Origin of the sequence: Streptomyces sp. NRRL S-31 (assembly GCF_000718775.1) — a bacterium.
Lineage (GTDB): Bacteria > Actinomycetota > Actinomycetes > Streptomycetales > Streptomycetaceae > Streptomyces.
Window position 1 is genome coordinate 24474 of the sequence record NZ_JOCB01000025.1, and the last position, 15379, is coordinate 39852.

The window sequence follows — 15379 nt, forward strand, 5'->3', positions numbered from 1 at the left end:
GTCGACGGTGACGTATCCCCAATGTAGGCCCGGGGTGCGGCGGACGCGCGGCCGTGACGGCCGTTCCCGCCCGCCGTGCGGCCGCGCGGGCGCCCGTCCACCCGGAAGGGGGCCGGCCGGGCCGCGGTCGCGCGCGTACGCCCGTCAGGTGTGCGCGGGGACGCCCGTCAGCGCCGTGACGACCGGGTCCAGCGCGTCCCGTATCTCGTCGCCGATGGACCGGAAGAAGGTCAGCGGGGCGCCGTACGGGTCGTACACCTCGTCCGCCTCGGCGGTCGGGGCGAGCAGCCAGCCGCGCAGCGCCGCCGCCGCCCGCACCAGCGCGCGGGCCCGCATGACCACACCGTCCTCCAGCGGCGGCAGGGTGGCCGGATCTATCGCCCGGACCAGGCGGGTGAACTCCTTCAGGGTGAAGGTGCGCAGGCCCGCCGAGTGGCCCATGGAGATCACCTGGGCCCGGTGGTCACGGGTGGCCGTCAGCACCAGGTCGGCCCTGATCACGTGCTCGTCCAGCAGCTCCCGGCCGACGAAGCCGGCGGCGTCCGCCCCGAACTCGGCCAGCACGGTCTCGGCGTGGGACTCCATGGGCGCGCCCTCGTGGCCCCAGGTGCCCGCGCTCTCCACGATCAGCCCGCCGCCGAGCACGCCGAGCCGCTCCGCGACGAAGTGGCGGGTCAGCCGCTCGGTGATGGGCGAGCGGCACACGTTGCCGGTGCTGACGTGCAGGATGCGGAAGGTGTCACGGGGAAACCCGAACGTCGTCGTCTCCTCCGCGCTCCAGCCTCCAGCGCCTATGCCACGCCCCGCTTCAGGGGCCGTCAATTCGCCACCTCGAGGTCGGGTACGACCTTCCGCAGCTCGTCCGCGGAGATGGCCCCCGCGCGCAGCAGCACCGGCGCCTCGCGGGAGACGTCCACGATGGACGACGGCACGTTGCCCGGGGTGGGGCCGCCGTCGAGGTAGACGGAGACGGAGTCGCCGAGCATCTCCTGGGCGGCGTCGCAGTTCTCCGGCGCCGGGTGGCCGGTGAGGTTGGCGGAGGAGACGGCCATCGGGCCGAACTCGGTGAGCAGCTCGATGGCGACCGGGTGCAGCGGCATGCGCACGGCGACCGTGCCCCGGGTGTCGCCGAGGTCCCACTGGAGGGACGGCTGGTGCCTGGCGACGAGCGTCAGGGCCCCCGGCCAGAACGCGTCGACCAGTTCCCAGGCCAGCTCGGAGAAGTCCGTGACGAGGCCGTGCAGGGTGTTCGGGGAGCCGATGAGGACGGGGGTGGGCATGTTGCGCCCCCGGCCCTTAGCGGCGAGCAGGTCGGCGACCGCCTCCGAGGAGAACGCGTCGGCGCCGATGCCGTACACCGTGTCGGTCGGCAGCACCACCAGCTCGCCCCGGCGGACGGCGGACGCGGCCTCGCGCAGACCCGTCACGCGGTCGGTCGCGTCGTTGGTGTCGTATCGCCGTGCCATGTCTAGCGGGCCTCCTCGTACACGTACTGCGGGATGGAAGTCGTCGGGGCGGTCACGGCAGCGCCTTGCGGGCGGTGGCGAAGCGCGGCCGGTTGTTGAGGTCGGGGTGGTCGGCCGCGTCGGCCCAGCCCCGCTCCTCGGTGAAGATCCACGGCACCTGGCCGCCCTGGGTGTCGGCGTGCTCGATCACGACGACGCCGCCCGGGCGCAGCAGCCGGTGCGCGGTGCGCTCGATGCCGCGGATCAGATCGAGCCCGTCCTCGCCGGAGAACAGTGCCAGCTCCGGGTCGTAGTCGCGGGCCTCGGGGGCGACGTACTCCCACTCGGTGAGCGGGATGTACGGCGGGTTGGAGATGACCAGGTCGACCTGGCCGTCGAGGTCCGGGAAGGCGTCGAGGGCGTCGCCCTGGCGCAGGTCGACCCGCGAGCCGGCCACGTTCTTCCGGGTCCACACCAGGGCGTCCTCGGACAGCTCCACGGCGTGCACGCGGGAGCGCGGCACCTCCTGGGCGAGGGCGAGGGCGATGGCGCCAGAACCGGTGCACAGGTCGACGATGGCCGGTTCCACGACGTCCATGGCGCGCACGGCGTCTATGGCCCAGCCGACCACCGACTCGGTCTCCGGGCGCGGCACGAACACCCCGGGCCCGACCTGGAGTTCCAGGTAGCGGAAGTAGGCCCGCCCGGTGATGTGCTGGAGCGGCTCGCGCTGCTCGCGCCGGGCGATGACCTCCCAGTACCGGGCGTCGAAGTCGGCGTCCTTCACGGAGTGCAGTGCGCCGCGCTTCACACCGTGCACGAACGCGGCCAGCTCCTCCGCGTCGTTGCGCGGCGAGGGCACGCCGGCGTCGGCCAGCCGCTGGGTGGCCTGGGCCACCTCGGCGAGCAGCAGGTTCACGCGAGTCCTCCGTGTCGTACTGGTGCGGACGGGGTCTTACGCGGCGGCGAGCTTCGCCGCCGAGTCTGCGTCGACACAGGCCTGGATCACCGCGTCGAGGTCGCCGTCCAGGACCTGGTCCAGGTTGTACGCCTTGAAGCCGACGCGGTGGTCCGAGATGCGGTTCTCCGGGAAGTTGTAGGTGCGGATCTTCTCGGAGCGGTCGACGGTGCGGACCTGGCTGCGGCGGGCGTCGGCGGCCTCCCGCTCCGCCTCCTCCTGCGCCATGGCGAGCAGCCTGGAGCGCAGGATGCGCAGCGCCTGCTCCTTGTTCTGGAGCTGGCTCTTCTCGTTCTGGCAGGAGGCCACGACACCGGTCGGCAGGTGCGTGATACGCACGGCGGAGTCGGTGGTGTTCACGGACTGGCCGCCCGGGCCGGAGGACCGGTAGACGTCGATGCGGAGGTCGTTGGGGTTGATCTCGACGTCGACCTCCTCGGCCTCGGGCGTGACCAGGACGCCGGCCGCCGAGGTGTGGATACGGCCCTGCGACTCGGTCGCCGGGACGCGCTGCACCCGGTGCACCCCGCCCTCGTACTTCAGCCGGGCCCAGACGCCCTGGCCGGGCTCGGTCTGCCCGCGGGTCTTCACCGCGACCTGGACGTCCTTGTAGCCGCCCAGCTCCGACTCGGTGGAGTCGATGATCTCGGTCTTCCAGCCGACGCGCTCGGCGTAGCGCAGGTACATGCGCAGCAGGTCGCCGGCGAACAGTGCCGACTCGTCGCCGCCCGCGCCCGCCTTGATCTCCAGGATGACGTCCTTGTCGTCACTCGGGTCACGCGGGACGAGCAGGAGGCGCAGCTTCTCGGTCAGTTCCTCGCGCTGCTTCTCCAGGTCCTTGACCTCGGCGGCGAAGTCCGGGTCGTCGGCGGCCAGCTCGCGCGCGGTGTCGATGTCGTCGCCGGTCTGCTTCCAGGAGCGGTACGTGGCGACGATCGGGGTCAGCTCGGCGTAGCGCTTGTTCAGCTTGCGCGCGTTGGCCTGGTCGGCGTGGACCGACGGATCGGCGAGCTTCTTCTCCAGATCGGCGTGCTCGGCGACGAGTTCCTCGACGGCCTCGAACATCTTTCGGCTCCTGTACTGCGGTGAGGGGAAGGGCGGGCGACCAAAAACGCCGGTCCCGGCGCACACCCGCGAAGGCGTACGGCCGTGGACCGGCGAAATGGGGCTCGCTACTTCTTGGAGCCGGCGGCCTTGCCGAAGCGGGCCTCGAAGCGGGCCACACGGCCACCGGTGTCGAGGATCTTCTGCTTGCCCGTGTAGAACGGGTGGCACTCGGAGCAGACCTCGGCCCGGATGGTGCCGGACTCGATGGTGCTACGGGTGGTGAACGACGCGCCGCAGGTGCAGCTGACCTGCGTCTCGACGTACGCGGGGTGAATGTCGCGCTTCAAGGTGTCTCCTAGGTTGCGGGAGGGCGCCGGGTCGCGGACGCGGGATGCGGACGCGTGAACCGGGGCCGACGTACCAGTCTGCCAGGACTGGGGCCATCCTCCCAAACCGGGGGTACGGCCGTTCTATTCCGCCGGGTGCGCGGGGCCCGCGCGGTCAGCTCACGACGCCCTTGGCCTCGCCGGTGGCCGTGCCCTCCGTGGCCGTCCCCGGGATCGGCTCGTCGTTCTTCAGGGCGTCCCAGACCAGCTGGGCCTTGGCCTTCTCCGGCAGGACCCGGTTGGGGTTGGCCGGGTCGTACCGCACCGGCATCGTGACCATCTTCATGTGGGACGAGCTGATGCCCTTGAGGCCGCCGGCGAAGTCGATCAGGGAGTTGACCGAGCCGAGGTCGGAGTCGGTCGTGACGGACTTGGTGGCGGTGTCGGCGAGGTTGTAGAGCTTCTTCGGGTCGGAGAGGACACCGACGTGCTTCACCTGGTCGATCAGCGCCTTGATGAACGCCTGCTGGAGCTGGATGCGGCCGAGGTCGGAGCCGTCGCCCACGCCGTGCCGGGTGCGGACCAGGCCGAGCGCCTGTTCGCCGTCCAGGGTGTGCGGGCCGGCCTTGAGGTCCAGGTGGCTCTGCGGGTCGCGGATGTCCCTGGTGGTGGTGACGTGCACGCCGCCGAGGTCGTCGATGAGCCGCTGGAAGCCCTCGAAGTCGACCTCCAGATAGTGGTCCATGCGGATACCGGTGATCGACTCCACGGTCTTCACCGCGCAGGCCGCGCCCCCGGTGGAGTACGCCTCGTTGAACATCACGCCGGAGGCGGCCGGATGCACGGTGCCCTTGGTGTCGGTGCACTGGGGGCGGTCGACGAGGGTGTCCCGGGGCACCGAGACCACACTGGCCTTCTTGTGCCCCTGGTACACGTGGACGATCATCGCCGTGTCCGAGCGGGCGCTGCCGTCGTCCGCGCCGCCGCCGAGCTTCTTGTTCTTGCCGGAGCGGGTGTCCGAGCCGAGGACCAGGATGTTCTCGGAGCCGTTGTCGATCTTCGTGGGCCGGTCGGTGCCGAGGGCCTGGTTGATGTCGACGCTGTGCAGGTTGCCGTTGAGCTTGAAGTAGACGAACCCGGCGCCGGCACCGCCCAGCACGACGACGCCCGCGGCCGTCCAGACACCGGCGCGCACGGCTCTGCGGCCCGCGCCGGGCGCCTTGCGGCGGCGGCCCTTGCCCCGGCGGCGGGGTCCTGTCGTGCCCGGCTCGGTTATGGCGGGCGTGCTCTCGGCGGCCACATCGCTCCTAGGTCTAGGCGGTCGGATACCCCCTGCGGTCGGGGTCGGGAGCGGTCGTCACCGCTCCATCGTCGCTCCGCCCGGTCAGACGGAGAAACTCGGGAAAGGGTTGCACGACACAGCGTGGCCACCGTGTCCGGCAGAGGTCACGCAGCGTAGCCACTCACGACCTGCACACCGCGACTCACCTGCGGTTTCGGCCACCCTGGCCGGGCGGTCGCGAGCCGGTGCCCGCCGGCGCCCCTGTGGCCAAGGTCTCGCCCGCCCGCGCCCCGCGGCAACGCGAAAGGGCCGTTCCCCGTCGTCTCTCGACGGGGAACGGCCCTTCCCGCGGCGTTCAGCCACTCAGACGCTCAGGTCCTCGGACGTACGAGGCGCTCAGTCGCCGTTGCCCGGGGTCGGCGTCGTCTTCTGGATCTGCATCAGGAACTCGACGTTCGACTTGGTCTGCTTCATCTTGTCGAGCAGCAGCTCGATCGCCTGCTGCTGGTCCAGCGCGTGCAGCACCCGGCGGAGCTTCCAGACGACCGCCAGCTCCTCGTTGCCGAGCAGGATCTCTTCCTTACGGGTGCCGGACGCGTCCACGTCCACCGCCGGGAAGATGCGCTTGTCGGCGAGCTTGCGGTCGAGCTTGAGCTCCATGTTGCCGGTGCCCTTGAACTCCTCGAAGATCACCTCGTCCATGCGGGACCCGGTGTCCACGAGAGCCGTGGCGAGGATGGTCAGCGAGCCGCCGTCCTCGATGTTCCGCGCCGCGCCGAAGAACCGCTTCGGCGGGTACAGGGCGGTCGAGTCGACACCACCGGACAGGATGCGGCCGGAGGCCGGCGCCGCCAGGTTGTAGGCACGGCCCAGACGCGTGATGGAGTCGAGCAGCACGACGACGTCGTGGCCCAGCTCCACGAGGCGCTTGGCGCGCTCGATGGCCAGCTCGGCGACCGTGGTGTGGTCCTCGGCCGGACGGTCGAAGGTCGAGGAGATGACCTCGCCCTTGACCGACCGCTGCATGTCGGTGACCTCTTCCGGACGCTCGTCGACCAGGACGACCATCAGGTGGCACTCGGGGTTGTTGTGCGTGATCGCGTTGGCGACCGCCTGCATGATCATGGTCTTGCCGGTCTTCGGCGGGGCCACGATCAGACCGCGCTGGCCCTTGCCGATCGGCGAGACCAGGTCGATGATCCGGGTGGTGAGCACGCCCGGGTCGGTCTCCAGGCGGAGCCGGTCCTGCGGGTAGAGCGGGGTCAGCTTGTTGAACTCCGGTCGGCCACGGCCGTGTTCGGGCGCCATGCCGTTGACGGAGTCCAGCCGGACCAGCGCGTTGAACTTCTCGCGGCGCTCGCCCTCCTTCGGCTGGCGGACCGCACCGGTGAGGTGGTCACCCTTGCGCAGGCCGTTCTTGCGGACCTGGGCGAGGGAGACGTACACGTCGTTCGGACCGGGCAGGTAGCCGGAGGTCCGGATGAAGGCGTAGTTGTCGAGGATGTCCAGGATGCCCGCGACCGGGATCAGGACGTCGTCCTCGGTGACCTGCGGCTCGGCGATCTCGTCGCGGCCACGACGGCCACGGCGGTCGCGGTAGCGGCCACGACGGCCACGGCGGCCGCCCTCGAAGTCGTCGTCGTCCTGCTGCTGGCGGTCCTGCCGGCCACCCTGCTGACCCTGCTGGCCCTGCTGCTGACGCTGCTGGCCGCCCTGCTGCTCGTCGCCCTTGTTGCGGCGGTCCCGGTCGCGGTCCCGGCCGCGCTCGCGGCGGTCCCGGCGGCCACGGCCCTCGCCGTCACCGGCGTCACCCTTGGCGTCGCCCTGCTGCTGCGTCTCGGCCTTGGGCTCGGCCTTGGCCTCCGCGGCGACGGTCTCGGCCCCGCCCTGGCCGGGGCTGCCCGCCTCGGCGGTGGCACGGCGACGACGGCGCTCGACGGGGGCGTCGTCGCTGGCGGGCTGGCCGGGGATCTCGATCTGCTGCTGGGCCGCGGCCTTGTCGGCGGGGGCCTCCCCGGCCTTGTCCGCCTTCTTCTCGGCGGCCTCGTCGCCGGTGCGGGCCCGCGAGGTGGCCCGGCGCTTCGGCTTGGTCTCGGCGGTGTCCCCGGCGGAGGAGGACGCCTTGGGGGCGGCGCCTCCGGCGGCCTGCGCCTCCTTGATGACCTCGATCAGCTGGCTCTTGCGCATACGCGCGGTGCCCCTGATCCCGAGGCCCGAGGCGACCTGTTGCAGCTCGGCCAGCACCATGCCCTCGAGGCCGGTACCGCGGCGCCGCCGGGAGCCGGCACCGGTGGCAGGCGCGGAGGCGTCCGTGGCGGGCGCGGCAGCGGTCTCCTCGACACGTGCGCCCATCAGATCGGTGGTGTCGCTCACGAAGGGTCCTTCCCTGGAGCGGACGTCGGCCTGTCTGGCTCGGCGACCGGTTGTGCTGTCCGGCTACGGTCCTGTCTTCGGTGAACCGTGCCGGGGCGGTGGTCCGCCACAGCGGCGGAGGAAATGTGCGGTGATGGCGCTGCCGCGAGTCGTGGCACCCTGTGTCACGTGGCGTGGTAGCACCGGTTCCGGAGCTCCCCCAGAGGGGGTACCCCCACCGGCGGCCCGCTCAGTGTCCGCATACGACGTACTGCCCAGATACGGCGCAAGGAACACGGAGTGGCGCGGGAGGCTCCCGGAAGAATGTCTGTCCCGGACGGGGACACGAGGCACCTCGCCATGGTGGGGTCGGGTGCAGACTTGAGATTAACACTACCGGATCCAACAAACATTCCCCCTCTCCAAATCCGGCAACCGTGTGTCAGGGCGCAAGCGGCAGCACGCTCGCTCCCGGGACATCGAGGTCAAGCCGGTTGGCGGCCCAGCCCTCGCCCGCGAGGTGCGACACCTTGTCGGCGCTGTCGGCGTCGGCGAGGGCCATGACGGTGGGTCCGGCGCCCGAGATGACGGCCGGGATGCCGTCCGAGCGCAGCCGTTCCACCAGCGCGGCGCTCTCCGGCATGGCCGGCGCGCGGTACTCCTGGTGGAGGCGGTCCTCGGTGGCGGGCAGCAGCAGCTCGGGGCGCCTGGTCAGGGCCTCGACGAGCAGGGCGGCGCGGCCCGCGTTGGCGGCGGCGTCCACGTGCGGCACGGTACGCGGGAGCAGACCGCGCGCGGTCTCGGTCAGTACCGGCTTTCCGGGCACGAAAACCACCGGAACGATGGAATCGTGCGGCTCCATCCTGATGGCCCGGGCGTTGCCGGCCTCCATCCAGGACAGGGTGAAGCCGCCGAGGAGACACGCGGCCACGTTGTCCGGGTGGCCCTCGATCTCGGTGGCCAGTTCCAGCAGCGCCGCGTCGTCCAGACGGGCTTCGCCGCCTATGGTCACGGCACGCGCGGCGACGATGCCGGCGCAGATGGCGGCGGAGGAGGAGCCGAGGCCCCGGCCGTGCGGGATCCGGTTGGCGCAGACGATCTCCAGGCCCCGGGGCTGTCCGCCCAGCAGGTCGAAGGCGGTCCGCAGGGAGCGGACGAGGAGGTGGCTCTCGTCCCGCGGCAGGGTCTCGCTGCCCTCACCCGCGATGTCGATGTGCAGCCCGGAGTCGGCCACCCGGACGACCACGTCGTCGTAGAGCCCCAGCGCGAGGCCCAGGGCGTCGAAGCCGGGGCCGAGGTTGGCGCTGGTGGCGGGGGTGCGCACCCGGACGGCGGCGGCGCGGAAGGCTGGACCGGCCATCGCTCGAAGACTCTCCTTGAGCTGCGTTGACGGTGAATGACGCTCGATGGATTCGATGGTCATTCGGTGGACTGCCGATGACTGACGTACGAGGACCCGTGGCCGCGGAGACGGCACGGCACCGCGCCCTACGCGAGGGCATATGCGGCAGGCGGGTTCGCTACAGCCTATCGAAGGAAGGTTCTGTGGCGACATAGGGCGCACGGGAGGCGCACGATGCGTGTCGCAAGCCCCCCGTGCAACCTGTCCGGGATCCACCGCTTCCCCGGCGCTCGGCCGGGGCCGGGGGTCGGTTGCCGGCGCTCGGCGAGGCCGAAGGTCGGTTGCCGGCGCTCGGCCAAGGCTCAGGGCCGTTCCCCGGCGTTTCGGCCGAGACCGAGGGCCTCCCCCGGCACTCGCCCGAGACCGAGGGTCGGTTACGGACGCTGGGCCGAGGCCGAAAGCCGGGGCTGCGGGCTGCGGGCTGCCGGACTGCCGGACTGTCGGTGCTGAGACAAGGCCGAGAACCGCGGCCGTCGGCGCTGGGCCGAGGCCGAAAACCGCGATCGTCGACGCTGGGCCAAGGCCGAAAACCGCGGTCACCGACACTCAGCCGCAGTGGCGCTCAGCCGAGGCCGAGACACTGCGCCGCGGTGGCCGACGCTCAGCCGAGACCAAGACGCTCCGCCGCGGTGGCCGCGTCGACCGGGACGGTGACCGGCTGCGGGGCACCGGCCACGGCCCAGTCGGGGTCCTTCAGGCCGTTGCCCGTGACGGTGCACACGATGCGCTGGCCCGGGTCGACCTTCCCCTGCTCCGCGGCCTTGAGCAGACCGGCCACCGAGGCGGCGGAGGCGGGCTCCACGAAGACGCCCTCCTGCGCGGCCAACAGGCGGTAGGCGCGCAGGATCTCACGGTCCGTCACCTCGTCGATGGCACCGCCGGACTCGTCCCGCGCGGCCAGGGCGTACTGCCAGGACGCGGGGTTGCCGATGCGGATGGCGGTCGCGATGGTCGACGGGTCCTTGACCACCTCGCCGCGCACGATCGGGGCGCTGCCGGACGCCTGGAAGCCCCACATCCGCGGGGTCCGCGCGGCGATGCCGTCGGCGGCGTACTCCCGGTAGCCCTTCCAGTAGGCGGTGATGTTGCCCGCGTTACCGACCGGCAGGACATGGATGTCGGGCGCGTCGCCGAGCATGTCCACGATCTCGAAGGCGGCCGTCTTCTGGCCCTCGATGCGCACCGGGTTGACCGAATTCACCAGCGCCACGGGGTAGTTCTCGCTCAGTTCCCGGGCGAGGGTGAGGCAGTCGTCGAAGTTGCCGTCGACCTGGAGGATCTTCGCGCCGTGCACGAGGGCCTGGCCCATCTTGCCGAGGGCGATCTTGCCCTGCGGCACCAACACGGCGGACACCATGCCCGCGCGCACCGCGTAGGCGGCGGCGGAGGCGGAGGTGTTGCCCGTGGAGGCACAGATGACCGCCTTGGCGCCGTCCTCCTTGGCCTTGCTGATGGCCATGGTCATGCCGCGGTCCTTGAAGGACCCGGTGGGGTTGGCGCCCTCCACCTTCAGGTGGACCTCACAGCCCGTGCGCTCGGAGAGCACCTGCGCGGGCACGAGGGGCGTGCCGCCCTCGCGGAGCGTCACGACCGGCGTGGTGTCGGATACCGGCAGCCTGTCCCGGTACTCCTCGATGATTCCGCGCCACTGGTGGGTCATTGCTGGTTACTCTCCTTCAACCCGCATGATGCTGGCGACACCCCGCACGGTGTCGAGCTTGCGCAGTGCCTCGACGGTCCCGGAGAGGGCGGCGTCGAAGGCCCGGTGGGTGACGACGACGAGGGAGGCCTCGCCGTCCTTGCCCTGCTGCCGAACGGTGTCGATGGACACCCCGTGCTCGGCGAAGACGGTGGCGACCTGGGCGAGCACGCCCGGCTTGTCGGCGACGTCGAGGCTGATGTGGTACCGCGTGACGACCTCGCCCATCGGGGAGACGGTCAGGTCGGCGTAGGCCGACTCGCCGGGCCCGGTGGTGCCGTTCAGCCGGTTGCGGCAGACGGCGACCAGGTCGCCGAGCACGGCGGAGGCGGTGGGCGAGCCGCCCGCGCCCGGGCCGTAGAACATCAGCTGTCCGGCGGCGTCGCTCTCCACGAAGACCGCGTTGTACGCGCCGCGCACGGAGGCGAGCGGATGACTCAGCGGGATCATGGCGGGGTGCACGCGCGCGGTGACGGACGTACCGTCGGCGGACCGCTCGCAGATGGCGAGCAGCTTGATGGTGCAGCCCATCTCCTTGGCGGAGCGGAAGTCGGCGGCGGTGACCTCGGTCATGCCCTCGCGGTGGACGTCGTCGAGGCGCACGCGCGTATGGAAGGCGATGCCGGCCAGGATGGCGGCCTTGGCGGCGGCGTCGAAGCCCTCGACGTCGGCGGTCGGGTCGGCTTCCGCGTACCCGAGGGCGGTGGCCTCGTCCAGGGCCTCCTGGTAGCCGGCGCCCGTGGAGTCCATCTTGTCGAGGATGAAGTTGGTGGTGCCGTTGACGATGCCGAGCACCCGGTTGACCTTGTCGCCGGCGAGGGACTCGCGCAGCGGCCGGATCAGCGGGATGGCGCCGGCGACGGCGGCCTCGTAGTAGAGGTCCTTGCCGTGCTGCCCGGCGGCGGCGTGCAGGGCGGCCCCGTCCTGGGCGAGCAGGGCCTTGTTGGCGGAGACGACGGAGGCGCCGTGCTCGAAGGCGGCGCTGATCAGCGTCCGGGCGGGCTCGATCCCCCCGATGACCTCGACCACGACGTCGATGTCCCCGCGTTTGACGAGGGCGGTCGCGTCGGTGGTGACCAGCGCGGGGTCGATGCCCTCGCGCGCCTTGCCGGTACGCCGTACCGCCACGCCGGCGAGCTCGACCGGGGCGCCGATGCGGGCGGCGAGGTCGGCGGCGTGCGTCGTCATGATGCGCGCCACCTCTGAGCCGACCACTCCACAGCCCAGTAGCGCCACCTTCAGCGGACGCGTACGCATCATCCGACCTCGTTTCCTCATACCGTCTACGGTTGGTCCAGTCTCACTCACCGGACGGGAGTTTCTACCCTTGGTCCGGATCGTGAGACATCTATTTCATTTGTACGGGGGTGGCGGACCGCAGATCTTCCACCCCCGCTGTTCCCGGCGGGCGGATCACCCCACGTCGAGACGGAGGAGGTCCTCCTCCGTCTCCCGCCGGACGATCACCCGGGCCTCGCCGTCCCGCACGGCGACGACCGGCGGCCGGAGCACGTGGTTGTAGTTGCTGGCCATGGACCGGCAGTACGCGCCGGTGGCCGGCACGGCGAGCAGGTCACCCGGTGCCAGGTCGGACGGCAGGAACGCGTCCTTCACCACGATGTCCCCGCTCTCGCAGTGCTTGCCCACGACCCGGGCGAGCATCGGCTCGGCGTCGGAGGCGCGCGAGACGAGCGCGACGCTGTACTCGGCGTCGTACAGCGCCGTCCGGATGTTGTCCGACATGCCGCCGTCGACGGAGACGTAGGTGCGCAGCCCGTCCAGCGGCTTGACCGTGCCGACCTCGTACAGGGTGAACGCGGTGGGCCCCACGATGGCCCGTCCGGGCTCGACGGAGATCCGCGGCGTCCGCAGCCGGGCCGCCTCGCACTCCCGGGTGACGATCTCGGTCAGCGCCTTGGCGATCTCGTGCGGCTCACGCGGGTCGTCGTCGCTGGTGTAGGCGATGCCGAGGCCGCCGCCGAGGTCGATCTCGGGCAGTTCCACGCCGTGCTCGTCGCGCACGTCCCGCAGCAGTCCCACCACGCGGTGGGCGGCGACCTCGAACCCCGACATGTCGAAGATCTGCGACCCGATGTGGGAGTGGATGCCGATCAGTTCCAGCCCGTCGAGCTGGAGGGCCCGCCGCACGGCCTCCGCGGCCTGCCCGCCGGCGAGCGGGATGCCGAACTTCTGGTCCTCGTGGGCGGTGGCGATGAACTCGTGCGTGTGCGCCTCCACCCCCACGGTGATCCGGATCTGCACCGGCTGCCGCCTGCCCAGCGACTGCGCGATGTGGGCGACCCGCACGATCTCCTGGAAGGAGTCGAGGACGATCCGGCCCACCCCCGCGCTCACCGCGCGGTGGATCTCCTCGACGGACTTGTTGTTGCCGTGGAAGGCGATGCGCTCCGCGGGCATCCCCGCGCTCAGCGCCGTGGCCAGCTCGCCCCCGGAACACACGTCCAGATTGAGCCCCTCCTCGTTCAGCCACCGCACGACGGCACGGGACAGGAACGCCTTCCCGGCGTAGAACACGTCGGCGTCCGGCCCGAACGCGGTACGCCAGGCACGCGCCCGGGCCCGGAAGTCGTCCTCGTCGAGGACGTAGGCGGGGGTTCCGAACTCCTCGGCCAGCCGGGTCACGGACACCCCGCCGACGGTGAGGACCCCGTCCCCGTCCCGGCCGACGGTCTGGGCCCACACCTTCCGGTCCAGGGCGTTGAGGTCGGCGGGCGGCGCGGAGTAGTGCCCCTCAGGCAGGACGTCGGCGTGACGGGGTCCTGCGGGGTGGGCGGAACGGCTCATGACGTGACTCTCAGACTCTCTGTCTCTCTCCGGGACGCTTCTGCTCTCGGGCGTCTCAGAGATGTTCGGGTGCGTCGATGCCGAGCAAGGACAGGCCGCCGGCCAGCACCGTCCCGGCGGCTTCGGCGAGCGCCAGCCGGGCCTGGTGGGCGGCCGAGGGTTTCTCCTCGCCGACGGGCAGCACGCAGGGCAACAGGGCCAGCACGGCATCGGCGACGGTGACGAGATGCCGGGCGAGCCGATCCGGGGCACGGTGGGTGGCGGCCGCGGCGAGGATGCGGGGGTGATCGGCCAGGGGGGTCAGCAGGGGGTGGGACGCGTGGGGGGTGAGCGGGCCGGGCTCGGCGGCGAAGCCGAGGCGGGCGGCGTTGCGGCTGAGGGAGCGGACGCGGGCATGCGCGTACCGGACGCGGAAGAGGGGGTTGCCCTCCCGCTGGACCAGGTGGTCGGCGGTGATCCGGGGCCGGTCGTGCGGGGCGGGGTGCAGCAGCGCCCACCGGGCGGCGTCGGGACCGAGCGGGGCGGGGTCCTCCGGCGCGGGCACCGGCCGCAGGTTGACGGGCTCGCCGTGCTCGACGGTGGCCCGCCCGCCCTGGGTGCCCACGATGCGTACGACGGCGTCGGCGACGACCTCGGCCCGCACCTCGTACGGCACCCGCAACGCGACGACCTGCCCGGCGAGGGCGTCCCCGTACCCGTACCGGGCGCCCTTCTCCCGCACCTCCCGCACCAGCCCGGTGACGGGATCGGCCTGCGCGTCGAGGCTGATGTTCAAGAACCCGGGCCCGGTCACGACGACGTCCCGGATACCGGCGGCACCGACGAGACGCGGCACCAGGATCTCGGCCACCCTGGCGGCCGGCTGCCCGGCCGGCCGGGCGAGCTGGAGCGCGATGGTGGTGGCGAAGTCCCCGCACCCCCCGGGCCCCGGCTCGGTCACCACGGCCCGCTCGGGCACGGTCACGCTCAGCTCCCCGTCATCGACAGCACGACGCACCGCGCGCAGCACGGTACGGGACAGCTCGACGGGGGTCACGGGACAAGCGTAGGGGAGGAGGGGGGTGGGCAGGCGAACCGGTTATCGCGACGGGGGCGGCGCGCGGGCCGTCCGGGTCGGGGGGCATCGCGGTTGGCTCGGCGCGCATCACGGCCGGCTCGGCGGGCATCACGGCCGCCTCGGCGGGCATGCGGCCCGGCTCGGCGAACTCACCCGCCGCAGGACATGCCGCCGGGGACGCCGTCGGTGAGTTCGGGGGCGGGGGCGGCGGGGGGACCGGGCTTGGCGGGGAGGTCCGGTTCGGTGGGGAAACCGGGCTCCGCAGGACGAACCGACTCGGCGGGGAGACCGTCGCGCCGGGGTGCGTCGGATCCATCGTCGGAGTCGCCCTCGCGGGAGGCCGGGCCAGGATCAGGGGAACGGTCATCGTGACGGACGACGCCGAGCTCCCCGGAACCCGAGTCACAGCGGGAAACCCCAGGACCACCGGAGGAAGGAGGGCCACCAGCGACTTCCCCGCCCTCATCCCCGCTCGGGTCTCCTGACCCCTCTCCCCCAGGCTGCCCGGACCGCTGCCCGTGCCCGGGCCGGCGCTCCATGAGGCCCTTGACGAGCCGCACCAGCTCGGCGGGCTCGAAGGGCTTGGCGAGGAAGGCGTCCACACCGACGTCGAGGCCGGTCTCGACCTCGTACTCCGTACACGCGCTGATGATGGCGAGCGGAAGGTGGTGCGTACGGGGATCGGCGCGGAGCCGGGCGGCGGTGCGCAGGCCGTCGAGCCGAGGCATGGCGACGTCGAGCGTCACCACGTCGGGCTGCACCTCGTGCACCACATCCAGACACTCGGCACCATCGGCCGCGGTCACGACCTCGAGCCCTTCCAGCTCGAGGTTGACCCTGATCAGTTGCCGGATGACCTTGTTGTCGTCCACAACAAGCACCCGACCCGAGGCGCCTGACACAAGTCGAGAGTAGGTCGGCACCGGCCACCGCGTCCGGGTTTTCCCCACTTCCACCCCCTACAGGGGGCCGGCTCACCCCGACGTGGGGAAACGGGTTCCTGATC

General features: G+C 71.8%; 12 protein-coding genes and 1 pseudogene. All 13 read right to left on the minus strand.

All coding sequences use genetic code 11. The annotated features are described in order from the left end of the window. Nucleotides 1-144: 144 nt before the first annotated feature. Nucleotides 145-822: a low molecular weight phosphatase family protein gene (locus IF37_RS0112575; protein WP_030740733.1), complete on the minus strand. Its 678-nt coding sequence runs from the start codon at nt 820-822 to the stop codon at nt 145-147. Next, nucleotides 819-1466: an L-threonylcarbamoyladenylate synthase gene (locus tag IF37_RS0112580; RefSeq protein ID WP_030740736.1), complete on the minus strand. Its 648-nt coding sequence runs from the start codon at nt 1464-1466 to the stop codon at nt 819-821. Before IF37_RS0112580 ends, IF37_RS0112575 begins: the two co-directional genes overlap by 4 nt. A 52-nt stretch (nt 1467-1518) precedes the next feature. Then, complete coding sequence (prmC, locus tag IF37_RS0112585; RefSeq protein WP_030740739.1) at nt 1519-2364, minus strand: peptide chain release factor N(5)-glutamine methyltransferase; 846 nt, start codon at nt 2362-2364, stop codon at nt 1519-1521. Nucleotides 2365-2400: 36 nt separating this feature from the next. After that, complete coding sequence (gene prfA, locus IF37_RS0112590; protein ID WP_030740742.1) at nt 2401-3468, minus strand: peptide chain release factor 1; 1068 nt, start codon at nt 3466-3468, stop codon at nt 2401-2403. A 107-nt stretch (nt 3469-3575) separates the two neighbouring features. Then, nucleotides 3576-3797 carry a 50S ribosomal protein L31 gene (gene rpmE, locus IF37_RS0112595; RefSeq protein WP_030740744.1) on the minus strand — a complete coding sequence of 74 codons (222 nt, stop codon included), beginning with the start codon at nt 3795-3797 and terminating at the stop codon, nt 3576-3578. Nucleotides 3798-3951: 154 nt separating this feature from the next. Continuing rightward, nucleotides 3952-5076, minus strand: a complete 1125-nt coding sequence (locus IF37_RS0112600) for an LCP family protein (RefSeq protein WP_030740747.1) — start codon at nt 5074-5076, stop codon at nt 3952-3954. A gap of 378 nt (nt 5077-5454) precedes the next feature. After that, the gene (rho, locus tag IF37_RS0112605; RefSeq protein ID WP_030740750.1) at nt 5455-7431 is read right to left on the minus strand and encodes a transcription termination factor Rho; all 1977 of its coding nucleotides are present in this window, start codon (nt 7429-7431) and stop codon (nt 5455-5457) included. 421 nt (nt 7432-7852) lie between these two features. Further along, nucleotides 7853-8770: a homoserine kinase gene (gene thrB, locus IF37_RS0112610; RefSeq protein WP_030740753.1), complete on the minus strand. Its 918-nt coding sequence runs from the start codon at nt 8768-8770 to the stop codon at nt 7853-7855. A 643-nt stretch (nt 8771-9413) separates the two neighbouring features. Next, the gene (gene thrC / locus IF37_RS43550; RefSeq protein ID WP_030740756.1) at nt 9414-10472 is read right to left on the minus strand and encodes a threonine synthase; all 1059 of its coding nucleotides are present in this window, start codon (nt 10470-10472) and stop codon (nt 9414-9416) included. Nucleotides 10473-10478: 6 nt separating this feature from the next. Then, nucleotides 10479-11771 (minus strand): homoserine dehydrogenase, encoded by a 1293-nt coding sequence (locus IF37_RS43555; protein WP_173456782.1) that lies wholly within the window; start codon nt 11769-11771, stop codon nt 10479-10481. A gap of 153 nt (nt 11772-11924) precedes the next feature. Beyond that, entirely contained in the window at nt 11925-13316 is a 1392-nt protein-coding gene (gene lysA / locus IF37_RS0112625) for a diaminopimelate decarboxylase (RefSeq protein ID WP_030740759.1), read from the minus strand. Nucleotides 13317-13371: 55 nt separating this feature from the next. After that, complete coding sequence (nrtL, locus tag IF37_RS0112630) at nt 13372-14352, minus strand: ArgS-related anticodon-binding protein NrtL (protein ID WP_030740760.1); 981 nt, start codon at nt 14350-14352, stop codon at nt 13372-13374. Nucleotides 14353-14903: 551 nt separating this feature from the next. Then, nucleotides 14904-15323, minus strand: a pseudogene (locus IF37_RS0112635) (PleD family two-component system response regulator); the annotation flags it as partial. Nucleotides 15324-15379: the final 56 nt, after the last annotated feature.